The sequence below is a fragment of the Desulfovermiculus halophilus DSM 18834 genome (assembly GCF_000620765.1).
Classification (GTDB): Bacteria; Desulfobacterota; Desulfovibrionia; order Desulfovibrionales; family Desulfothermaceae; genus Desulfovermiculus; species Desulfovermiculus halophilus.
The window spans coordinates 94645-116461 of the sequence record NZ_JIAK01000009.1; the positions used below are offsets into that span (position 1 = coordinate 94645).

Here is a 21817-nt window from a genome sequence, read left to right on the forward strand (position 1 = left end):
GAGTTGACCATGTCCCATTCCCTCTTGAGTGCAGAACCAGGCTCCACTCATCTCCTTCTGGGCAATGAAGCCGTTGTCCGCGGCGCCCTGGAGGCAGGAGTCGGATGCGTCACCTGCTATCCCGGGACTCCATCCTCTGAGGCCCCGGACACCTTTTTTTCCCTGGCCCCTGAGGCCGACTATTACTTTGAATACTCGGTGAATGAAAAAGTGGCCCTGGAGGTGGGGGGCGGAGCCGCCCTGGGCGGTGTCCCCGCCCTGGTGACCATGAAGCATGTCGGGGTCAACGTGGCTGCTGATCCTTTGATGAGCCTGGCCTACATCGGCACCCCTGGAGGGCTGGTCCTTCTGAGTGCCGACGACCCCGGATGCCATTCCAGCCAGAACGAGCAGGACAACCGCTATTACGCCCGCCTGGCCGGGCTGCCCTGCTTTGAGCCAGCCTCGGCCCAGGAGGCCAAGGATATGACCAGGGATGCCCTGCTCCTGTCCGCCAAATGGGAGCAGCCTGTCCTGCTCCGGACAACCACCCGGGTCAATCACCTGCGTGGACCGGTTACCTTCGGCCCTTTGCGCGGCGCTCAAACCCGGGGCACCTTTGTCAAGAACCCTTCCCGGTTTGTCCCCCTGCCGGCAATCGCCCGGCAACGCCATCCGGCCCTGCTGCACAACCTGTCCTCCATTCAAGAGGAAATCGGCCAGTCTTCCTGGACCAGGCATTCCGGGCAGGGCTCCCAGGGGATCATCGCTTCCGGCATTTCCCGGGCCTACCTGCATGACGCATTGGCCGACATGGACTTGCAGGAGTCCTTCCGGATTCTGGAGCTCGGCATCACCTACCCCTTTCCGGAGCAGGCAGTCCTCGACCTGCTGCACAGCGTGGATTCGGTTTTGATTCTGGAGGAACTGGAGCCCATGCTTGAAGATCAGGTCCGCCTTGTATGCCAAAAGCACGGTCTGCAGGTACTGGTCCAGGGCAAGGATGAGAACCTGACCCAACTCGGGGAGTACTCCACCCAGTCTGTCCGCCAGGCCCTGCTTCGTTTCCAGGGTCAGGCTCCGGAAGAGCCAGATCTGTGCTCCACCCGGGAAGGACTGCCCGGCAGACCGCCCAACCTTTGCCCCGGTTGCTCCCACCGATCCATGTATTATGCCGTGCGCCAGGTCTTTGGGGACACCGCCATCTACTCCACAGACATCGGCTGCTACACCCTGGGCTTTCTCCCCCCCCTGCGGGCCGCTGACTTCTTATTCTGCATGGGCTCCTCCGTATCCGGCGGCTCGGGCATGGCCCAGGCCACAGGCCAGCCGGTGGTTGCCTACATCGGAGACTCCACCTTTTTTCACTCCGGAATCACCGGACTGATCAACGCGATTCACAACCGGCACAATCTCCTGCTCGTGGTTCTGGACAACTCAACCACGGCCATGACCGGGCACCAGCCGCATCCAGGGGTTGACCAGACCAGGCACGGCCCCAACCCTGCACAGGTGGACATCGAACAGGTCATCCGCGGCTGCGGGGTCCAGGAAGTGAGCACGGTCCGGCCCTCCAACCTGAAAAAGACTTTGGATATTCTCAAGGATTACAAGGAAAAAGACGGGGTGCGGGTGATCATTGCCAAGGAGCCCTGCGTGCTCTTTGCCCGTCGGACTCTGGGCCGTAAGAACCCCCAGACCGCCTATGTAGCTGAACAGACGGACGATGTCCGCCGCTGCCTGGAGGAGCTGGCCTGTCCGGCCTTTTACGTCCAGGATGGAGAGATCCAGATTGACGAAAACCAGTGCAGCGGATGCATGCTCTGCGTGCAGATCGCCCCGTCCATAAAAGCCAGGAAAAGGAGCTAGGATATGAAGTCGAGGGTCTTTTTGGCCGGCGTCGGCGGACAGGGCACCCTGACGGCCACCAACCTGTTGGGCTTGCTGGCCCTGGATCAGGGAATAGAGGTCTGTGCCGGCGAAATCCATGGCATGGCCCAACGGGGAGGGGTTGTGGAGTCCGCCCTGCTCCTCGGCGGCTATATGAGCCCCAAGATCGCGCCCGGAGAGGCAAGCATCCTTTTGGGATTCGAACCCTTGGAAACCCTCCGCGCCCTGCCCTATCTGCGGCGGGGCGGCGTCCTGGTCAGCAATTCCGAGCCGACCAAGCCGGTGGGGGTCAGCACCGGCTGGGAGACCTACCCGGATCTGGAGGATGTCCAGATCAGCAGCAGGGAATGCGCGGGGCAAGCCAGGTTTGTGCCCTGCAAGAGCCTGGCTGCCCAGGCCGGAACGGTCCAGTGCGCGAACATGGTCCTGCTGGGGGCCTTGTGCGCAGCCGAGATCCAGCCCTTTACCCTCAAGGCCCTGCATCAGGCCATCACCAGCCACCTGCCGGCCAAGATAGTGGACATCAACCTGAAGGCCTCTCAGCTCGGCTTTGACGCGGCACGTGAGCAGTAGCACCTCCAGGCCGAATACTATTTTCTGGCTCTTGGACACAGAAAGTGGAATTGCCTACATAAGAGTTTGCCGTCTCTTCTGCCGTCATCCCCGCGTGCGCGGGGATGACGGAGGCTATTCTGCATGCTCCCGGCAAGTCGGTCCTACCCTTTGGATTGTTCGGAGAGCATGATCACGGCTTGTTCGAGAAATCCGGGCCATGACGGCGAAGGGCAGGAATTCTCCCCTTCTCATCCCTGCTGCTTGACTTGATGGGCAAAGGCCTCCAGCCGATTCTGGATATTGGTATCGGTCTGACCGTCATAAGCCAGGGAGAGCATGGGAACGGACGCTTTGAGCCGCAGTCTGGGCAGAATAGCGTCCACCACCCCTCCGGGCATGCAGGTAAAGGGCATGACATTGATCAGGCCCTGAACATTCTTGTCCAGATAGTCCACGCTTTTTCCGATGCTCAGCACCGCTTCGCCCTCAAACTCAGGCGATATATAGGGGCTGGCCGCCTCCAATAGGGCCCGGGTCTCCGGTTCGGGGAGAGAACGCAGCCATCCGTTTCCGGCCTGAAGCAGACTGCGCTCCAGCCGGGACTGGACCAGGGACTCCACCTCCAGCTTGAACCAAGCCGCGAACTCCCGATTCCGTCTGGCCTGACGCTTCCCGGTATGGTTCACATAGTGAATCCATTCTCCGATTGTCGGCAGCCAGGCCTCCAGGCCCAGATCCTCCAGGCGCCGGACCAGGTGCTCATTGGCATACGGGTTGGAACGGACGTAAATCTCTCCGACAATGCCCACCACCGGCTTTGGCCTGGCCCCGGAAACCGGCAGCTGGGCGAATCCTTCCGCAGCCCGGGCCAGCACAGGACGCAAATCCTGGTCAGCGGCCACAGCGTGACTGATGGCATCGAGCCAGGTGGCATACAGGGCATTGCACTCCTCCCTGTCCCGGGCATACGGCCTGGTCTCCAAAAGGAGCTTTAGAAGCAGGTCCACAGCCACCACCCCTTTCCAGGCCAGTTTGGTAAAATTCTTACTCACCACCCCCAGTTCCTGATACAGGGTGCTGCCCTGATTGGGAGAAAAGACCGGAACCTGGCCCATGCCGATCTGATCCAATACCAGGCGGTGCAGCTGATGATAGAGGCCGAAACGGCAGGGTCCCCCGGCTGCGGGCATGAAAAAAGCCGCCCGGTCAGGATCGAAGTCCGAACTCTGAACCGCCTTGAGCAGATCGCCGGTAGTCAAGACCGCAGGCAGGCACTCCTTGCCCTTGGTATGCCTGCGTCCCAGGTGCAGACTCTGTTCATCCGAGGCCGGCAGGATTCTGGCCTCCACTCCGTTGGCCCGGAAAGCGGCGGCAAAGGCGTGCAAATGATCGGTCATCGGCGGCAGATAGAGGACCCGCTCCCGGTGGAAGGTGTACGCGGAGCGAATAAAAGGCGGCCGGGAACCGGCAATATTCTGGGTCCCGGCTGTGCTGTCCAGAAAGGCCTCCAGCCGGGTGAGCACTCCTGCATCGGCAGTGTGCTCGTCGATTTCCAGCTCCAGATAGGGGCGGTCTCCCAGCTGGCGCTCAAAAAAATGCAGGATGAAGGCATCCGGCCCGCAGGAGAAATTGGTCACAAAAACCGGAATCAATCCCGGATACTTGGTCAGCATGCGGCCCGCGGCCAGGATCTTCTGTCCGTAAGCCCAGTACATCTGCCCCAGGTCGTCTGTCCGCCCCGTCTCATCCATCCCCTCCTCCAGGGGCAGACAGTCCAGAGGCAGGGTCGGCATCCCCAGCTTGCGCAGCTTGGAGGATACATTCATGTTCATTCCCGGATCCAGGGCGTTGTACGGCCGCCCGATGAGGAGCACCGCCCGTTTGCCGTTTCGGACCTGGGCGAGGACATCCTGTCCGTACTCTCTGACCTGCTTCGCAAACCCAGCCTGGACCTGCCATGCTCGATCCAGGGCCTGGCGCATGCCCCGCCAGGAAAGCCCCAGGGTCCGGGCCAGCCCCTTCCATTGCCCTGCTGAAGGAGACGGCATATGCCCCAGACGGAGGGCGGGAGAGATCAGCTCGATGCCTTCGGCCTCCAGGGAAAAGGCCGACTGGATGACCCAGGGCAAGGATTGGACATACGGACAGATGGTACCTGTCTGGGCTGAACCGAACCAGGCCGGAAGCTCCTGGATCTGGGGCAGGAAAATGGAGGAGACCCCCTGGGATATAAGGTCCTGGATATGTCCGTGGGCCGCCTTCATGGGCAGACAGGCCTCGGTGGCCATCCGCTCGGAACCGATATTGATATGTCTGCGGGTCGTGGATTCACTGCACACCACCTCATATCCCAGCTCGGAAAAAAGGGTCTGGAAAAATGGCAGCCACTCCTGAAAGAACAGACATCTGGGCAGGCCGATGCGGTGCGCCGAGCCTGGTTCAGAGCTTGGGGCCGGAACATGCGTCTGCAGCAGCTGATACCGCTGGTGGACCACGTCCAGGGGCTCATCTCCGGCAGAGCTGTGGATCTGATCGTAGCGTTCACAGCGGTGACCAAAGTACAGGGGCCTGTCCTGGTTTTGAAAGCTGATTTTCTGCACCTCGCAGGCATTGGGACAGCCGGGACAAATAAAGTACTTGGTCTGTGCCCGGCGCTGGGAGAGGTCAAAGCCCAGAAAGCTGCTCGGCCCCTCGTGCTGGCGCATGGCCAGCAGAGCCGCGCCGATGGCTCCGGTCACCTCATTGTGCTCCGGAACAACTATGTCCCGCTCCAGGACCTTGGCAAAGGCGGCAGTTATGCCCTGATTCAGGGCCGTACCGCCCTGGAAAAAGACTTTGCGTCCCACAGGCCGCTGTTCGACCACCTTGTTCAGATAGTTGGCCACAATGGAGTGGCACAGGCCGGCGGACAGATCCGCCTTGTCCACCCCCTGCTGCTGATAGTGGACCAGATCGGACTGCATAAAGACAGTACACCGCTCGCCCATTTTAACCGGAGCCGGGGCGGAAAGAGCCAGATCTCCGAAGTCCTCGATAGCCACGCCCAGTCTATGGGCCTGCTCCTCAAGGAAGGAGCCGGTTCCAGCGGCACAGACCTTGTTCATGGCGAAATCGACGATCACCCCCTTATCCAGCCGGATATATTTGGAGTCCTGGCCGCCGATCTCAAAAATGGTGTCCACATCCGGCTCCAGCCAAGTGGCTGCCGCAGCTTGAGCGCTTATCTCGTTGCGGACCACGTCACCGCCCACGTAAGCGGAACACAGGGCCCGCCCCGATCCGGTGCTCCCGACCGCCCGGATCCGGATCCCCTCCGGAGCTGTGGACTCAATATCCCGCAGTCCGGCGGCTATCGCCTCCAAGGGACGTCCGGATGTAGGCAGATAGGTCTTGGCCAGAACCTTGAGCTCATTGTCCTGACCCGCCTGAGCATCGAGAAGGACCATCTTGGTGGTCACCGACCCCACATCTATGCCCAGGGCCGCTTCCCCGGTCCGGGGCTTACCCCGGGTGGTGTCCGCCCGTCCCGCAGCATTGCCCGACTGCACTGCATGCAGGGGGGGCAGCCGGCGGGTGGATGACGACGGCCTGCGGCTCAAAGCCTCTTCCAGACGGCGAGCCCCGGGATAGCCCCAAGCCTCAGGCCTTGCCCGGCCATACAAGGCCGCGCCCATTGCCCCCATAACCTTGAAATGCTCCGGAACAATCAGCTCCTCCGGGCTGTCGACCAACAGCTCCCTGATCGCCCGCCTCACCCCGAGATTGGCGGCCACACCGCCCTGAAAAACCAGGGGGGAAACGATCTCCTTGCCCTTGGCTATATTCGTTTTCAGATTGCGGACAATGGCAAAACAGAGCCCGGCGATGATCTCATCGTCCTGAACGCCATTCTGCTGCAGGTGGATCATGTCCGACTTGGCAAAGACCGTGCATCTGCCGGCGATGGTGGGCACATTCGCCGCCTGTTCGGCCAGGCGGGAAAAGGTCTGGATGTCGTAGCCGAGCCGGGCGGCCTGCTGTTCCAAAAATGCGCCGGTACCGGCTGCGCAGACTGTGTTCAGGGCGAAATCGTGAATAGAGAGCCCACCCTCCGGCTTGGGACGAAGGACTATCAGCTTGGCATCCTCGCCGCCGATATCGATCACGGTCCGGGCCTGAGGGAAGCCTTCCTCCACTCCCCTGGCGTGACAGATGATTTCGTTCACAAATGGAATGTCCAGGATGGAGGCCACCCGTTTGCCCCCAGTTCCGGTGCAGGTCATGCTGGCAATCCGCTCCGCCGGGAAGCGGCTCTCGAGATCGGAAAGTATTGCGGCAGCCATTTGCAGCGGCCTGCCCTGAGTAGGCCTGTAGGTTGAAAAACACACCCGGCCATGTGTATCCAGGGCCACAGCCTTCGCCGACCCCGATCCAACGTCCAAACCGAAATGGATGTGTGTATGCATTCTCCGGTCTCGCCTTGTTGTCTCTCTTTCGACCACAATCAGACCTGTTCTGGCAGCGACCTTACGGGTCCGTGGAGGTGAACATTCCCGAATATCTCTCTTTTCCGGGTGAGACTACAACGATTTCCCGGTAATGTCCAAATCCGCCTTGACCTTGATGCAAGCAATGCGCGAGCATACAAGCGGCGAATTGACAGCAGGCACGCAGGTCTTATTCCTTCAAGGAGAAGATATTGTGCTCATGCCGCTCCCCGTGGGACCGGACGTCGAATCTGGGCCGCACACCAGTCGAGCCTGAATTGCTGCCCCGTGCAGGGCACTCAAATAAACGTAGTTTGTTTTTTGCTTAGGAACTATGGACCAGACAGCCTGAGGAGGCGCGAATGGACAGGAAGCCGGTAGTTGCCGGACAGTTCTACCCCGGCACGAAACAGGAATGGGAACCCAAAGTCAGGGAGTATATGCAGGCGGAGACCACAGTGGAGAAGGTCCCGGCCAAGCTGATCATGCTCCCCCATGCCGGACATGTCTTTTCCGGACATGTGGCTGGGGCCGCCCTGGCCAGAACGGATCTGGCCCCCACTGCCCTTCTGTTGGGCCCCAACCATACCGGGCAGGGCGAATCCGCTGCGGTATGGCCCGAGGGCAAGTGGCTGCTGCCGGACGCAGCCTTGGAAGTCGACGCCGAGCTGGCCCAGGCGCTCATCAGCGCCGATCCGGAACTGAAAGCCGATCCGGAAGCGCACAGGGCGGAGCATTCCCTGGAAGTCCTGCTTCCGTTCTTGTGGGCCGCCAACCCCGAAATGAAGATCGTTCCGGTCTGCATCTCCCTTTTTGACCGGGACAAGCTGCAGCGCATGGCCCACAATATGGCCGAAGTGCTCAAGAGCTGGAAAAGCGGGGTCACCTTGGTCGTCAGCTCGGATATGAGCCATTTCCTGCCCGAAGACGAGGCCAAGGCCAAAGACGATATGGCCCTCCAGGCCATCCTGGACTGCGATCCGGAGAAGCTCCTGGATGTGGTGGCTCGGGAGCGGATCAGCATGTGCGGCATCCTGCCCATGTATGTCGGTCTGCTGGCGGCCAAGGAGCTGGGAGCGGACACGGCCGAGCTGGTCCGCTACGCGACCTCCGGGGACATCATCGGGGACAGGTCCCATGTTGTGGGCTACGCCGGGGTGATTGTCAGCTAGGGTCCCGGACAAACAGGGCCAGGTACTCCTGGTTCCCCTTCGGTCCCCGGACCCTGGAGGGCACGTGGCCCTGAAAGGACAGGCCCATTTCCCGGACAGCGGCTATTACCTTGCAGACCGCCTCCTGCTCCAGCTCAGGGGAGCGGACCACTCCCTTGACCGCCGCCCCCCGGGGGAGCTCGAACTGGGGCTTTATCAGGGCGCAAACCCGGGCCCCGGGCCCCATCCAGGCCAGGCACGGAGGAAGGACCTTGGTCAGGGAGATGAAAGAACAGTCCGCGACCACGAGGTCAACGGGTTCGGGGATAAGCTCCGGACCGGCATGGCGGACATTGATCCTCTCTAAAACCACAACCCGCGGATCGTTGCGCAGCCGCCAATGGAGCTGGCCGTATCCGACATCCAAAGCATAGACACGCTTGGCCCCGGCCTGAAGCAGGCAGTCGGTAAACCCGCCGGTTGACGCGCCGACATCCAGAGCCACCACCCCCTGGAGATCCAGGGCAAAGTATTCCAAAGCAGTGAGCAGCTTCTCACCGCCCCGGCTCACGAACCGCTCCTGCCCGGCAACCTGCAGATTGGTGCCGACCGGAAGGGGGGTGCCCGGCTTCAGGATCTTCCGCTCCTCTCCAGAGGAGTCCCGGGCAAAGACCTGCCCGGCCATAATCATTCTTTTGCCCTGCTCCCGGCTGGAAGCCAGGCCGTGCTGGACCAGGAGCTGGTCGGCCCTGCATTTTCTCTGGTTTCTCATGCTTGCTTCACTTTTCAGCTTCGTGCTAAAATCATGTGCGTTTTCTATTCAGCTCCGGCCTGAGCGTACCGGACTCTTGGGCAGGCTCCCGTCCCCCGCAGCCCGGAAGCTTGAGCAGCGATTGACCTTATAAATCCGCCAAGGAGGCGCAGACCATGTCCATGCCCAAAATGTTCAAGTACAGTCTTTATACCATCGGTGGGATCCTTCTCCTTCTGATCCTCCTCATTGCCGGAGCTATTCTGTTCATTGACCCCAACGACTACAGAGACCGGATCGAACAGGCTGCCAGCTCCCAGCTGGGCCGCGAGGTGCAGCTCAACGGCCCCATGAGCCTGTCCTTCTTCCCCTGGATCGGCCTGGAGATCCAGGACGTGGCCCTGGCCAACGCCCAGGGGTTTGCCCCGGACACAATGCTTTCAGTGCACAAAGCAGGGCTGAAAGTCAAACTCCTGCCCTTGCTCAGCAAGAATCTCCAGGTCGGCACCCTGCTCTTGGATGGAGGCCAGGTGCATCTGGCCAAGAATGACCAGGGGGTAACAAACTGGCAGGACCTGATGGCCTCCAAATCGGCAAAGAAGCCCGCTGATCAGACGGGTCAGGACAGCTCAAGCGGCAACGGCGCAGACAGCAAAGGATCAGGATCTCCCACCGGCCTGGCTGCATTGAGCATTGAAAAAATAACTGTAACCGATACCAGCTTGACCTGGAAGGACCAGCAAGCAGGAACCCAGATCATGGTCCAGGACCTGGCTGTTGACATCGGACCGGTCAGCTTGGAGGATCCGTTTCCCTTGAGCCTGAGCTGCACTGTAGACAACGCCGAGCCTGGCCTGCAGGCTGAGATTGAGGCCACTGGCAAAGCCCAGCTGGATATGCAAAAGCGCATCGTTCACCTCCGGGACCTCGATCTCACCAGCCGGACCGCGGGAGAGGCCATTCCCGGCGGAGAAACCGAGATAACCCTGCAGACCTCGCTGAGCCTGAACCTTGAAACCGAAGCCCTGCACATGCCCCAGATGGCCCTGGGCGCATTTGGTCTGCAGGTCACTGGACAGGCCGAAGGGACATCCATGCTCACCGCCCCTTCAGTGAACGGTCAGCTGGAGGTGGCGACATTTAACCCCAAAAAGCTCGTCCAGCGCATGGACCTTCCTCCGCTGGCCACAGCCGATCCGGAAGCCCTGACCGCAGTGCAGGCCGAAACCGGATTTGAGGCCACTCCCTCCTCGATTGCCCTTTCAGGACTGAGCATGGGCTTGGATGAAACATCCATCCAGGGCCGGGCAAGCGTTGATCTTGCCCAGTCCGTTCCGTCCTCCAACTTCAGCCTCCAGATCGACAAGATAGATGTCGACCGTTATCTTCCCCCGGCCGATGCCGGCGGGGCCCAAACCGCGAAAAAGCCGGAGACAAAGACTGACAAACCAGGCACGGAAGGGGAAACACCGGCTGCGGCCCTGCCTGTGGGCCTGCTTCGGCAGCTGAGTGCAGAGGGCAAGATCCAGATCGGGGAAATGAAGATCAAGGGCATGCGTCTTGAAGATGTATCCTTGACCATTCAAGCCCAGGACGGGAAAATTGACATTGCACCTCTGACCAGCCGGCTGTACGGAGGAGCGCTTGAGTCAACAGCCTCCCTGGATGTCAGAGGGCAGACACCGAGCATTCGCACCGACACGAAACTGAGCACCGTGCGCCTTGAGTCCCTGCTGCAGGACCTGACCGGCAAGAGTCTGCTCTCCGGACTGGGTTCGGTTCACACCGCAGTCTCCGGTCAGGGCCTGGACGCCGGTTCGCTTCTTCGGACCCTGGACGGCAGCTTGAATCTGAACGTAGAAAACGGCGCATTCCAGGGGACAGACATCCTGCACCGGATCCGTTCCACCTATTTGACCCTGCAGGGCAAGTCTCCGGGCTCCTCCGGCTCCGATCAGACCAAGTTCTCATCCCTGGAGGTGGCCGCAGACATAGCAAAGGGCAAGATCCGCAAGAGTGACGTGCAGCTCATCTCCTCCCTGTTCAGCCTTCAGGGCTCCGGACAGTTGGATTTGGTTCAGCGCAGCATGGACTACCTGCTCAAAGTGAACTTCGATAAGGAGCTCTCCGGCCAGTACCCTGAACTGTCCGGGCTGGAAGGCCAAGAGATCCCCCTGGACCTCCAAGGCACCCTGACCGACCCCCGCGTGGGGCTGAACAAGGAGTCTCTGCTCAAGATCCTGGGCCAGGGCAAGCTCTCTGAAGAAGTGGACAAAGGAGTCAAAAAGCTGCAGGAAAAGCTCGGCATCTCCAGCTCTGAAAACGAGGAATCCAAGGGTGCAGGCAAGCAGGACGCCGGCGAACAGGTCAAAGATGCGCTCAAGGGCTTCCTGGGAGGGGGATCATCGAACTGACAAAACACGCATCTCTTCCCCCGCAGGCCTGTACAAACGCCCTGCACAAGCCGCAGCCGCAGACATGCAGGGACAGGCTGTTCATCACCACAGGATATGACCGGAATGAAGTCTTTTTCTAAAAACCATGCATGCACAGCCCGCAGCTTGTTCTGCGGTCCATATACACCAGCATCACATCAACAAACCAAGGAGTACGACTCATGAGCGTGCGGATAGGGATCAACGGGTTTGGGAGGATTGGCCGTTATGCGACCAGAATCTTGGCTGAAAGAACCGACCTGGAACTCGTGGCCGTCAATGCCCGGGCAGACAATGAATCCCTGGCTCACTTGCTGAAGTACGATTCTGTACACGGCACGTACAAGGGATCGGTCCAGGCCACAGACACGGGATTCGAGATCAACGGGAAGCAGATTGCCGTGACCAGGAATGCCCCTGGGGAATGGACCTGGGGCGATCATGGTGTGGACCTGGTCCTGGAGACCACCGGCAAGTTCAAGGACCGCAAGAGCTGCCAGCCCCACTTGGACTCCGGAGCCAGGAAGGTCTTGATCAGCGCACCGAGCAAGGACTGCGACATTTCCGTGGTCATGGGGGTCAATGATCAGGACTTGAAGCCGGAGCACACCATTGTCTCCAATGCCTCCTGCACCACAAACTGCCTGGCCCCTGCGGCCAAGGTCCTGCACGACAGCTTCGGCCTGCTGCGGGGCACAATGACCACGGTCCACTCCTATACCATGACCCAGCGCATCCTGGACGGTTCGCACAAGGACCTCAGGCGGGCCAGGGCCGCAGCCATGTCCATGATCCCCACCTCAACCGGAGCCGCACAGGCAGTGGCAGACGTCATTCCGGAACTGAAGGGCAAGCTGGACGGCATGGCCATACGGGTGCCCACTCCCAACGTCTCCCTGGTCGACTTAAGTGCCGACTTGGGCAAAAGCGTTTCCGCCCAGGAGGTCAATCACGCCCTGCAGGCTGCCTCGGAAGGCAGGCTGAAGGACATCCTGGGCTACTGCGAGCAGCCGTTGGTCTCAGTGGACTATGTCGGGTCGATCTACGGGGGGGTGGTGGATGCCTTGACCACCACTGTGACCGACGGGACCCTCTTGAAGCTCATCGTCTGGTACGACAACGAGGCCGGATTCACCCACCAGCTTTTGAGGCTGACCGAAAAAGCGGCTGGGATGCTGTAGCTCGGCTCACAAGGAAGCCCATCCAGTGTTCAGCGTGCCCGCATGCCCGGCCCCACTCGGGGCAGGCACAGCTGGACACTGGCGGTTCCTGACCCGCACAACCTGACCCGAACAACCTGGACAGCCATGTCCTCATCTATACATGACTCACTTTGTCCATCTCCACTGCCATACTGAGTTCAGCCTCCTGGACGGGGCGATAAAGGTCCGGGATCTTTGCGCAAAGGCTGTAGAATTCGGGCTTCCGGCCGCTGCTATCACAGATCACGGCAACCTGTTCGGAGCCATAGACTTCTACACCACCGCCAAGTCCTACGGGATAAAGCCGATAGTGGGCTGCGAAGTCTATGTCGCCCCTACCCACCGCACGCGCAAGGACGCCCGCTCAGCCAGCGAGGCCGGCTACCACCTGGTCCTCCTGGCCCAGAACCGCGAAGGATACCACAATCTCATCAAGCTGGTTTCCCAGGCCAATCTGGACGGATTCTATTATAAGCCCCGGGTGGACAAGGAGCTTCTGGCCAAATGGAATTCAGGCCTTATCGCCCTTTCCGCCTGCCTCAAGGGTGAAGTCCCGGCTCAGCTCATGCAGGGCAAAAGTCTGGAACAGGTCAAGGAAACCGTTGATCAGTACACCGGTTTTTTCCCCGGCCGCTTCTATCTGGAGCTTCAGGCCAACGGCATTCCGGAACAGGACGAGCTCAACGCCAGACTCTTGGATCTGGCCACTGCCTGCAACCTGCCCCTGGTGGCCACCAACGACTGCCACTATCTAGGCCCGGACGATGTGCAGGCCCATGACATCCTCCTCTGCATCCAGACCAATGCCTGCGTCCAGGACTCAAAGCGCATGCGGTTTAATACGGACAAGCTCTACTACCGTCCGCCGGAGGAGATGGCCCGGGAATTCGCCCATTGCCCTCAAGCCCTGGAAAACACCTGGGCCATCGCCCAAGAATGCGACCTGGAAATCGAGCTCGGCCGGCACCATTTTCCTGTGTACGAGCCCCCCCAAGGCCGGAGCCTGGACCAAGAATTCGCCCGTTTGTGCCGGGAGGGGCTGCGCGAGCGCCTGGATCACCTGCCCTATGTCCAGGACGAGCAGCCATACTGGGACCGGCTGCGGGAAGAGATGGAAATCATCTGCAGCAAAGGCTTTGCCGGCTACTTTCTCATTGTCCAGGACTTCATCAACTGGGCCAAGGCCCAGGGCATCCCGGTCGGTCCGGGACGAGGCTCGGCCGCGGGCAGTCTGGCCGCCTACTCCCTGCGGATCACCAACCTGGATCCCATCCGGTACACCCTGCTTTTTGAGCGCTTCTTGAACGTGGAACGGGAGAGCCTTCCGGATATTGACGTTGATTTCTGCTACAATCGGCGGGAAGAAGTCATCAAGTACGTCACGGACAAGTTCGGGAAGGACTCTGTGGCCCAGATCACGACCTTTGGGACCATGAAGGCCAAGGCCGCGGTCCGGGACGTCGGCCGGGCCCTGGGCATGAGCTTCGCCGAGACGGACAAGATCGCCAAGCTGATCCCGGACGAATTGAAGATGACCATTGACAAGGCCTTGGAGCAGGAGCCTGAGCTCAAGGCCAAGATGGAGAGCGACCAGCGCATATCTCAGCTCATCGACATATCCAGGCGCCTGGAAGGCTTGGCCAGGCACGCCTCCACCCATGCGGCCGGGATTGTCATCTCGGATCGGCCCATGCGGGAATACCTCCCTCTGTATCTGGGGAAAAAGGGGGAAGTGGTTACCCAATACGACATGAAAAAGGTGGAGAAGGTCGGGCTGATCAAGTTCGACTTTCTGGGGTTGAAGACCCTGACCGTTCTCAGCGACGCCCTCAATCTGGCCCGGAGGCGATACAACGATGTTCCGGATCTGGACACCCTGCCCCTGACCGACCAGGCCACCTTCACCCTGCTCTGCAAGGGCCAAACCGACGGGGTCTTCCAGCTGGAGAGCTCGGGCATGCGCCGGGTGCTCACAGACCTGCAGCCCAACTGCTTTGAAGACATCATCGCCCTGTTGGCCCTCTACAGGCCCGGACCTCTGGAAAGCGGCATGGTCACGGACTTCATCCGTCGCAAACACGGCGAGATCGAGGTCGAGTACCCCCACCCCAAGCTGGAGCCCGTGCTCAAAGAGACGTACGGGGTGATCCTGTACCAGGAACAGGTCATGCGCATCGCGTCCGAGCTGGCCAACTACTCCCTGGGAGACGGCGATATCCTGCGCCGGGCCATGGGTAAGAAGGATCCGGCTGTGATGGCCAAACAGCGGGACAAGTTCCTGGCCGGAGCCGAACAAAACGGGCTGCCCCAGGAGACCGCCGCCTACATCTTCGATTTGATCGAGAAATTCGCCGGGTACGGATTCAACAAGTCGCACAGCGCTGCCTACGCCCTGATTTCCTATCAGACCGCCTATATGAAGGCCCATTATCCCTGGGAGTTCATGGCTGCCCTGATCACCTCCGAGGTCAGCAACACAGACAAGGTCATCAGCCACATCCACGCCTGCCGGGAAATGGGCATCCCGGTCCTGGGGCCGGACATCAATTCCAGCATCCACCCCTTCAGCGTCACCGACCAGGGCATCCTCTTCGGGCTGTCCGGGATCAAAAACGTGGGTGATTCGGCGATCTATGCTTTGGTTGAAGAACGGGAAAAAAACGGGGCCTATGCAAGCCTCCTTGACCTCTGCCAGCGGGTCAATCTGCGCAAGGTGAGCAAGCGGGTCCTGGAGAGCCTGATCAAAAGCGGAGCCATGGACTGCTTCGGATCCAGCCGGGCGGCCCTTGTTGCCGCCCTGGACCGGGTTGTGGCCAAGGCTCAAAAGACACACAAGGACAAGAGCCGGGGCCAGCTGTCCCTGCTCAGCATCGTCTCCTCCCCCAATCAGACACCCGAAGCCGGGAACGGCATCGGGATGACCATCCCGGATTCGGATATCGTCCACTGGTCTGAGGAAGAACGGCTGCGCTTCGAAAAGGAGACCCTGGGATTCTTTCTCAGCGGACACCCCTTGCTGGAGTATAAGGATCACCTCCAGCTGCTTGGGATTACCGGCCTCAAAGAGTGCGCCGAGCTCTCCAATGAGGCCGAGGTCAAGACCGCGGTCCTGGTCACCTCGGCCAAGGAGATCACCACCAGGAAGGGGAGCCGCATGGCCTTCTGTCAGGTGGAGGATTTGACCGGAACAGGGGAAATGACCCTGTTTCCTGAAATCTATGCCCAGGTCAAGGCCCATCTGGACGTGGACCAGCCCCTGTTCTGCACCGCAACCGTCACCCAGGACAGAGAAAAGTCCGGAAACGAAGAAGGCCCCAAACAGGTCAAGCTTTTGGCCCAGTCGGTGAGCTTTCTGCAAAACGTCGAGCTCCCTGAAGATGAGCCCTACCATATCCAGGTTCCCGGTCCACAGATCACCTCCCGGGACTGGCAGCAGCTTGAGGAGATCCTTCTTTGCCATCCGGGCAAAAACCCTGTCCATGTGACCATCGCCTATGCCCATGGACGATGCCGTTTACAACTCGGTCCCAACTTTTGTATCCTGCCCGGTGCCGGCCTGCAGCAGGAGATCGCCAATTGGAAACAGACAGTAAAGCAACGAGGAACGCATGCCCCAGACCACACCTCCCCAGCCGTTGTTCCGGCTGCGAATCACTGACGATTTCAGCTCATCACACCAGCTGCACCACTATCAGGGCAAATGCGAGGAGCTGCACGGACACAACTTTCAGGTCCGGGTTGAAGTTCAGGGCTCCCAGCTGGAACCAAAGACAGGAATCCTCATGGACTTCAAGGAGCTGAAGAAAAAGCTGGCCTCCGTCCTGGACACCCTGGACCATTGCCACCTCAATGAGCTGGAGCCCTTTGCCCGGGAGAACCCATCATCTGAAAACCTGGCCAAATACATCTACACCCGGCTCAAATCCCTGCTCATGGATCATCCGGTCCAGATCAGGGAAGTAGGGGTGGCGGAAAAACACAGCTCAGAAGCCATCTACAGCGAAGTCTGAACATGCGTATTGTCCTCCAGCGGGTGACAAAGGCCCGGCTCACGGTACGCGGCGCCGAACATGCCGGCATCGGGCAGGGCCTGGTCGTTTTGGTCGGATTCGGGCGGGAGGATGGACCGGATCTGCCCCAGACTCCTATCTGGTCCACCCTCCTTGACAAGATCGTGAGCTTGCGTATCTTTCCGGACCATAAGGGACGATCTGAGGTCAGCCTCAATGCGGTGAACGGGTCTATCCTGGCAGTCTCCCAATTCACATTGTATGCTGATTGGCGGAAAGGAAGGCGTCCCTCCTTCACGTCCGCCGCTCCTCCAGACCGGGCCCATCCACTTTTTGATGCCTTTGTCCAAGGCCTGAGCCGCAGGGCTGCGGGCAACGTGGCCAGTGGGGCGTTTGGGCAGGACATGGAGATTGAGCTCTGCAACTGGGGCCCCTTTACCTTGACCCTGGACAGCAATCAGTGACCGGGAGCCCATTTCTTCTATCCCTGGACTATCGCTTGCATGCAAAACAACGAGATCAAAATCCTGATCATAGATGACTCGCCGGTTTGGCGGGACAGCCTGAATTCTATCTTTGAAGGTCAGAATTATCAGCTGCGCATGGCCGAAGACGGTCACAAGGCCCTGCAGGAATATAGAGAGTTCAAGCCCAACATCCTCATCCTGGACCTGAATCTTCCCTGCTGCGACGGAAAGGACATCATCCGCTCCATTCGCAACCAGGTAGGGGACAACGATCTGTACATCATCTCCCTGACCTCGGTTGCTGACGTGGAGACCAAGACCCAGGCCCTGAACCTCGGTTCCAACGACTTTCTGGTCAAGACCTTCGACCACGAAGAGCTCAAGGCCAGAATCAATGTGGCCAAACGCCAGATCCGGCTGAACAAGCAGCTCCGGGCAGCCTTTGAGCGCATCGCCCAGGAGTTTGATACCGTTGCCTCGTTGCAGAACAAGCTCATCCCCAAGTCCTGCTACTACACCCAGGATCTGGCCATTCAGAGCGCCTACTACCCGTCAGGCCGGGCCAGCGGAGACTACTACGATTTTTTCAGCGTCCAAAACAACATCCTGAGGGTGGTCATCGCCGATGTGTCCGGCCACGGAGCCAGGGCAGCCTTCCTGATGGGCATCGTCAGGGCCCTGGCCAGAACCACGGAAGTCCACTACCTGGATCTGGCCCAGACCTTTGACCTGATCAACACCCAGCTGATCGACATCCTGGGCCAGGAGATGGACTTTGTGACCATGTTCGCTGCGGACATCGACCAGACCAACAATGTGATCACCTATATCAATGCCGGACATTGCCCGGGACTGATTGTCAGCCGCAATAATCACACTGATCTTTTGGAGCCCACCAGCACCATCCTGGGTTTTTTTGACCTCGAGTTCCAGCCGGTCACTCTGGATATTTCCGAGAGCTGCGGCCTGTTCCTGTTCACTGACGGATACTACGAATGGATGGTCTCCCCGACCCAGCGCTTCGGCCTGACCAACTTCCTGAATCTGGCCTCGGAGCTGTTGTGCACCCCGCACTTCTCTATGGAGACCCTTGAAGCCCAGATGGTGCAAGGCCTGGACGGACGACCGTCCTTCCCGGATGATCGCAGTGCGTTGTGGATCCACTGGAAAAACAATGGCCCATAAAATCTACCAGTCCCTGGCTGCCCCGGAGCAGATCAACGCCCTGACCAAATCTGTCGCCGACTTTCTCCAGCACTGGATCCATGACCAGGAGTTGATCTACGATCTGCGTCTCGTGCTCCACGAGGCATGCACAAACGTTTTGCTCCACAGCTACGGCCGCGATGCCGGCGGGGAGCTGGAGGTGCATATCCACATCGACCCCAGAAAGCGGATCCGCCTGGAAGTCCGGGACAACGGCCCTCCATTCCAGGGGCCGGAACAATCCATTCGATCCTCCGCCCCTCAGGACGAGAGCGGACGGGGCCTGTTCATTATTTCCCGGCTGGTGGACTCTTTTGCCTATCAATACGCCCAGGGCCAGAACACCCTGAGCATGGAACGAGTTATAGAGGAGCGTGCATGGAAAGGATGAGCATAGAAAAAAAAGGGCAGGCCTGCATCCTCCGCTATTCAGGGGAGCTGACCCTGGAGGTTATAGACAGCCTGAAGGACGAGATCGAGGGGTATCTCAGCGGAGATGACTGCATGGTCCTGGTCATGGATCTGTCCCAGACGGTGTTCCTGGACAGCTCCGGCATAGGGTTTCTGGTCCATATCAACAATCGCAAGACAACGAAAAACAAGGAGTTCTACCTCCTGGCCCCCTCACCTCAAGTCCGCAAGACATTGAACCTGGTCAAGCTGATTGATTTTTTTCATATCCTGGAACAGGAGGACGAAATCCCGGAGGGAAATCTCTGAGCTTGATCAGCTCTTCCAGAACTCCCTGCTCAAAACAACGACCACTGTGTATATCTCCAGACGCCCCAGAAGCATGCAAAAGCTCAGGACCCATTTGCCCAGGTCCGGGAGGTGGCCGAAGGTGTCCGTGGGGCCCACCTCCCCCAGGCCGGGGCCGATATTGCTGATGCAGGCGATAACCGCCCCGAAGCTGGTCAGCATATCCACATCCAGGGCAGTCAAAATGCATACGGCAATGGCGGTCAGAGCCAGATAGAGAAGAAAAAAACCGACAATGCCGCTTATGATCTCATCTGATACGCCTTTCCCCCCCAGTTTGACCGGGACGACTGCCCGGGGATGGACCAGACGCATGATTTCCCGCTGAACCTGCTTGATCAGGACGATCAGGCGCATGCACTTCACCCCCCCGGCTGTGGACCCGGCGCTGCCGCCCACGATCATGCACACAACCAGCAGAAACTGTACTAAAGGACCCCAGAGCTCGTAGTCCGCCGTTCCATAGCCTGTGGTGGTAATAATGGACACCACCTGAAACAGGCCAAAACGCAGGGATTGGCCCAGACTGGAATAGACAGCACCATATATGCTCAGGGTGACGACCAGGCCAGCCCCCAGGGTAGCCAGGAGATAGAACCTGAACTCCGGGCTCTGCCACCAGGCGGACGGCCTGCCCTGCAGGAGCCGAAAATGCAGGGCGAAGTTCACCCCGGCCAAAAACATAAAGACCGTGATCACCGTGTCGATATACACACTGTTGTAGTGCCCGATTGATGCGTTTTTCGGGGAGAACCCCCCGGTGGGCATGGTGGTGAAGGTGTGGTGCAGGGAATCAAGAACCGGCATCCCCCCGGCCAGAAGGAACCCAAACTCCAAGACGGAAAGCAGAAGATACACCTGCCACAGCAGCTTGGCCGTATCCCGAACCCGGGGACGAAGCTTATCCGGCGTCGGCCCCGGAACTTCGGCCTTGTACAGCTGCATCCCCCCAACTCCCAAAAAGGGCAGGATAGCCAGGGACAGAAGGACAATGCCCATGCCGCCCATCCACTGGGTCTGGCTCCGCCAGAGAAGAATGCCTGCCGGCAAGGCTTCAATGTCCTCGAGAACTGTGGATCCAGTGGTGGTAAACCCTGAAAATGTCTCAAAAATGCAGTTCGTAACCCCGGAAATGCTGCCGCTGAGCCAGAAAGGCAGGGCCCCGAACAGCCCGGCCCCTATCCATCCCAGAGCGACAATGCACATCCCCTCCCGATGGGTGACCGTGTGCCCTTTATCCATCCGAAAGGCGAGAAAGAGCCCACCCCCTGCCGCTGTACTGATCAGCATGGAGTGCAGAAAAGAGATCGCCGACCCGTCGTGCAGGCCCAGAGAAACCCCCAGAGGAAGGAGCATGGCCAGGCCGACAAGGAGCACAACCAGGCCGACGATCTTGAAGATAAAAGGCCAGCGCATAGATGCTAGGTTATTTTCTTTTCTACGTCAGAGATGTGTTTGCTGGTGGACATGATCATCACCCGATCCTGGGGCTGGATCACGCTCTCTCCGGTGGGAATGATCACCTCCTCCCCCCGGACCAGACAGAGGACAATCGCCCCGGAGGGAAAGTCGAGATCCTTGATCGGCCGCCCGACCAGGGGGGAATCCTCTCGGGCTACGACTTCCATGGCTTCGGCATCTTCCTTGATGGAGATGCTGGAAATAACCGTACCGTGACGGACATGACGCAAGATGCTGTTTGCAGCGGACAATCTGGGGCTGACGATGTGCTCCAGCCCCACGGCCCGTATAAGCGGCAGATACGCGAACTTGTTTATCCTGGTTACTGTCAACCGCGCCCCCAGGCTTTTGGCCAAGAGAGAGCACAGGACGTTGTTTTCCTCATCCCCGGTTACGCTGATCACAACATCCATGCTCCCCACGTTCTCTTCTGTCAACAGCCGCTGATCGGATCCTTCACCCTGCAGGACAATGGTCCGGCTTAGATTGTGGGCTAAGAACTCACACCGTTCCCGGTCGCTGTCCATGATCTTGATCTGCAGCCCCTTCTTCTGCTCCAGGCTCTGGGCCAGCTTGAACCCGATATTCCCGCCCCCGATGATCAGCACTTTGTGCTGAGGCTCCGTACTGGCCCCGAATGCGGTAAGAACCTCCTGCACATCCTCATGGGCGCAGACGAAGTAGACCATGTCTCCGGGCAGCACCTGATGGGAGCCGGCGGGAATGATCAGACTCTCCCCCCGGACTATGGCCGCGACAATAAAGCGGGCCACCCCGACAGCCTGCTTCAGGTCAGCCAGAGTCATTCCGGCCAACGGGCAGTTCTCTCGAATCCACAATCCAGCCAGGGTGATATTGACGTCTGAAAATTCACTGACCTCGGCGGCACCCGGGGTTCCCATCAATCGCTCGATAGAGCCTATGACTTCCTGCTCCGGATTGATAACGATGTCGATATGCAAGTCGGAAGCCAGGATGTCCTTGTAATCCGTATATTCTGGATTCCGGATCCGGGCCACCTTGGTCAGCCGGGGAGCCAGGATATTGCTGAACGTACAGGCAATGAGGTTGATCTCATCGCTGTCGGTAACAGCCAGCATGATCTGGGCATTCTTGACCCCAGCGGCTTCCAGTACCCGGGGGCTGCTCCCCGATCCGAGGACAGTCTCCACATCCAGGCGCTCAGCCACCCGCTCCAGCACCTCTTCATTGCGGTCAATGATCACCACATCCTTGTTTTCAGCCGCCAGCCGGCGGGCGATGTGGAAACCAACCTCTCCGGCACCTATGATAATGATCCGCATTTGAGCATACTCCCGGATTCACTGCTAACTTTATGTTGAAGATGAAAAAATTTTGCCGTAGGATACATAGTGCATAGAATGCCGCGGCATACACCATTGACGGGCTGCATTCAGGGTCCGCGCATGTGCTTGTGGCTGTTGTATGCAGTCTGAGTAGCAACAGATCAAAGGAGTTGTCCAC

15 protein-coding genes are annotated in these 21817 nt (G+C 59.4%); 11 read left to right on the forward strand and 4 right to left on the reverse strand.

Annotated elements, in window-relative coordinates:
* The first annotated feature begins 9 nt into the window (after positions 1 to 9).
* Both iorA and N902_RS0105980 read left to right on the forward strand, forming a co-directional pair.
* The gene (gene iorA, locus N902_RS0105975; RefSeq protein WP_027370193.1) at positions 10 to 1848 is read left to right on the forward strand and encodes an indolepyruvate ferredoxin oxidoreductase subunit alpha; all 1839 of its coding nucleotides are present in this window, start codon (positions 10 to 12) and stop codon (positions 1846 to 1848) included.
* A gap of 3 nt (positions 1849 to 1851) precedes the next feature.
* Positions 1852 to 2442: an indolepyruvate oxidoreductase subunit beta gene (locus N902_RS0105980; protein WP_027370194.1), complete on the forward strand. Its 591-nt coding sequence runs from the start codon at positions 1852 to 1854 to the stop codon at positions 2440 to 2442.
* Between the two features lie 230 nt (positions 2443 to 2672).
* Here N902_RS0105980 and N902_RS0105985 read toward each other — a convergent pair whose 3' ends face one another.
* Positions 2673 to 6869 carry an acyl-CoA dehydratase activase gene (locus N902_RS0105985; protein WP_027370195.1) on the reverse strand — a complete coding sequence of 1399 codons (4197 nt, stop codon included), beginning with the start codon at positions 6867 to 6869 and terminating at the stop codon, positions 2673 to 2675.
* A 383-nt stretch (positions 6870 to 7252) separates the two neighbouring features.
* On the opposite strand from N902_RS0105985, the gene amrB reads away from it, so the two are divergent.
* The gene (amrB, locus tag N902_RS0105990; RefSeq protein ID WP_027370196.1) at positions 7253 to 8062 is read left to right on the forward strand and encodes an AmmeMemoRadiSam system protein B; all 810 of its coding nucleotides are present in this window, start codon (positions 7253 to 7255) and stop codon (positions 8060 to 8062) included.
* On the opposite strand, the gene N902_RS0105995 is transcribed toward amrB, so the two are convergent.
* Complete coding sequence (locus N902_RS0105995) at positions 8055 to 8813, reverse strand: TlyA family RNA methyltransferase (RefSeq protein ID WP_027370197.1); 759 nt, start codon at positions 8811 to 8813, stop codon at positions 8055 to 8057. The genes amrB and N902_RS0105995 overlap by 8 nt on opposite strands.
* A 155-nt stretch (positions 8814 to 8968) precedes the next feature.
* Here N902_RS0105995 and N902_RS0106000 point away from each other — a divergent pair, with 155 nt between their 5' ends.
* The 8 genes from N902_RS0106000 to N902_RS0106035 all read left to right on the forward strand — a co-directional run bounded on the left by N902_RS0106000 (position 8969) and on the right by N902_RS0106035 (position 18832).
* Positions 8969 to 11206 (forward strand): AsmA family protein, encoded by a 2238-nt coding sequence (locus N902_RS0106000; RefSeq protein ID WP_027370198.1) that lies wholly within the window; start codon positions 8969 to 8971, stop codon positions 11204 to 11206.
* Positions 11207 to 11409: 203 nt separating this feature from the next.
* Positions 11410 to 12408, forward strand: a complete 999-nt coding sequence (gap, locus tag N902_RS0106005) for a type I glyceraldehyde-3-phosphate dehydrogenase (RefSeq protein WP_027370199.1) — start codon at positions 11410 to 11412, stop codon at positions 12406 to 12408.
* A 142-nt stretch (positions 12409 to 12550) separates the two neighbouring features.
* On the forward strand, positions 12551 to 16087 hold the full coding sequence (dnaE, locus tag N902_RS16655; RefSeq protein WP_084287874.1) for a DNA polymerase III subunit alpha: 3537 nt from the start codon (positions 12551 to 12553) through the stop codon (positions 16085 to 16087).
* The gene (queD, locus tag N902_RS0106015) at positions 16038 to 16439 is read left to right on the forward strand and encodes a 6-carboxytetrahydropterin synthase QueD (RefSeq protein ID WP_027370200.1); all 402 of its coding nucleotides are present in this window, start codon (positions 16038 to 16040) and stop codon (positions 16437 to 16439) included. The genes dnaE and queD overlap by 50 nt, the downstream gene beginning before the upstream one ends.
* A gap of 2 nt (positions 16440 to 16441) precedes the next feature.
* Positions 16442 to 16903, forward strand: coding sequence for a D-aminoacyl-tRNA deacylase (gene dtd / locus N902_RS0106020; protein WP_027370201.1), 462 nt, complete (start codon positions 16442 to 16444; stop codon positions 16901 to 16903).
* A gap of 39 nt (positions 16904 to 16942) precedes the next feature.
* Entirely contained in the window at positions 16943 to 18091 is a 1149-nt protein-coding gene (locus N902_RS0106025) for a SpoIIE family protein phosphatase (RefSeq protein WP_034621891.1), read from the forward strand.
* On the forward strand, positions 18081 to 18503 hold the full coding sequence (locus N902_RS18630) for an ATP-binding protein (RefSeq protein ID WP_051564366.1): 423 nt from the start codon (positions 18081 to 18083) through the stop codon (positions 18501 to 18503). Before N902_RS0106025 ends, N902_RS18630 begins: the two co-directional genes overlap by 11 nt.
* Entirely contained in the window at positions 18500 to 18832 is a 333-nt protein-coding gene (locus N902_RS0106035; protein WP_244147377.1) for an STAS domain-containing protein, read from the forward strand. The genes N902_RS18630 and N902_RS0106035 overlap by 4 nt, the downstream gene beginning before the upstream one ends.
* A 6-nt stretch (positions 18833 to 18838) precedes the next feature.
* On the opposite strand, the gene N902_RS0106040 is transcribed toward N902_RS0106035, so the two are convergent.
* Positions 18839 to 20287, reverse strand: a complete 1449-nt coding sequence (locus N902_RS0106040) for a TrkH family potassium uptake protein (RefSeq protein ID WP_027370204.1) — start codon at positions 20285 to 20287, stop codon at positions 18839 to 18841.
* Between the two features lie 5 nt (positions 20288 to 20292).
* Positions 20293 to 21636: a Trk system potassium transporter TrkA gene (trkA, locus tag N902_RS0106045; RefSeq protein ID WP_027370205.1), complete on the reverse strand. Its 1344-nt coding sequence runs from the start codon at positions 21634 to 21636 to the stop codon at positions 20293 to 20295.
* Positions 21637 to 21817 lie beyond the last annotated feature (181 nt).

What these genes read in the sequence shown, in the direction of transcription:
- iorA (WP_027370193.1), top strand. Translation starts at nt 10, where the DNA reads ATGTCCCATTCCCTCTTGAGTGCAGAACCAGGCTCCACTCATCTCCTT.
- N902_RS0105980 (WP_027370194.1), top strand. Translation starts at nt 1,852, where the DNA reads ATGAAGTCGAGGGTCTTTTTGGCCGGCGTCGGCGGACAGGGCACCCTG.
- N902_RS0105985 (WP_027370195.1), bottom strand. Translation starts at nt 6,869, where the DNA reads ATGCATACACACATCCATTTCGGTTTGGACGTTGGATCGGGGTCGGCG.
- amrB (WP_027370196.1), top strand. Translation starts at nt 7,253, where the DNA reads ATGGACAGGAAGCCGGTAGTTGCCGGACAGTTCTACCCCGGCACGAAA.
- N902_RS0105995 (WP_027370197.1), bottom strand. Translation starts at nt 8,813, where the DNA reads ATGAGAAACCAGAGAAAATGCAGGGCCGACCAGCTCCTGGTCCAGCAC.
- N902_RS0106000 (WP_027370198.1), top strand. Translation starts at nt 8,969, where the DNA reads ATGTCCATGCCCAAAATGTTCAAGTACAGTCTTTATACCATCGGTGGG.
- gap (WP_027370199.1), top strand. Translation starts at nt 11,410, where the DNA reads ATGAGCGTGCGGATAGGGATCAACGGGTTTGGGAGGATTGGCCGTTAT.
- dnaE (WP_084287874.1), top strand. Translation starts at nt 12,551, where the DNA reads ATGACTCACTTTGTCCATCTCCACTGCCATACTGAGTTCAGCCTCCTG.
- queD (WP_027370200.1), top strand. Translation starts at nt 16,038, where the DNA reads ATGCCCCAGACCACACCTCCCCAGCCGTTGTTCCGGCTGCGAATCACT.
- dtd (WP_027370201.1), top strand. Translation starts at nt 16,442, where the DNA reads ATGCGTATTGTCCTCCAGCGGGTGACAAAGGCCCGGCTCACGGTACGC.
- N902_RS0106025 (WP_034621891.1), top strand. Translation starts at nt 16,943, where the DNA reads ATGCAAAACAACGAGATCAAAATCCTGATCATAGATGACTCGCCGGTT.
- N902_RS18630 (WP_051564366.1), top strand. Translation starts at nt 18,081, where the DNA reads ATGGCCCATAAAATCTACCAGTCCCTGGCTGCCCCGGAGCAGATCAAC.
- N902_RS0106035 (WP_244147377.1), top strand. Translation starts at nt 18,500, where the DNA reads ATGAGCATAGAAAAAAAAGGGCAGGCCTGCATCCTCCGCTATTCAGGG.
- N902_RS0106040 (WP_027370204.1), bottom strand. Translation starts at nt 20,287, where the DNA reads ATGCGCTGGCCTTTTATCTTCAAGATCGTCGGCCTGGTTGTGCTCCTT.
- trkA (WP_027370205.1), bottom strand. Translation starts at nt 21,636, where the DNA reads ATGCGGATCATTATCATAGGTGCCGGAGAGGTTGGTTTCCACATCGCC.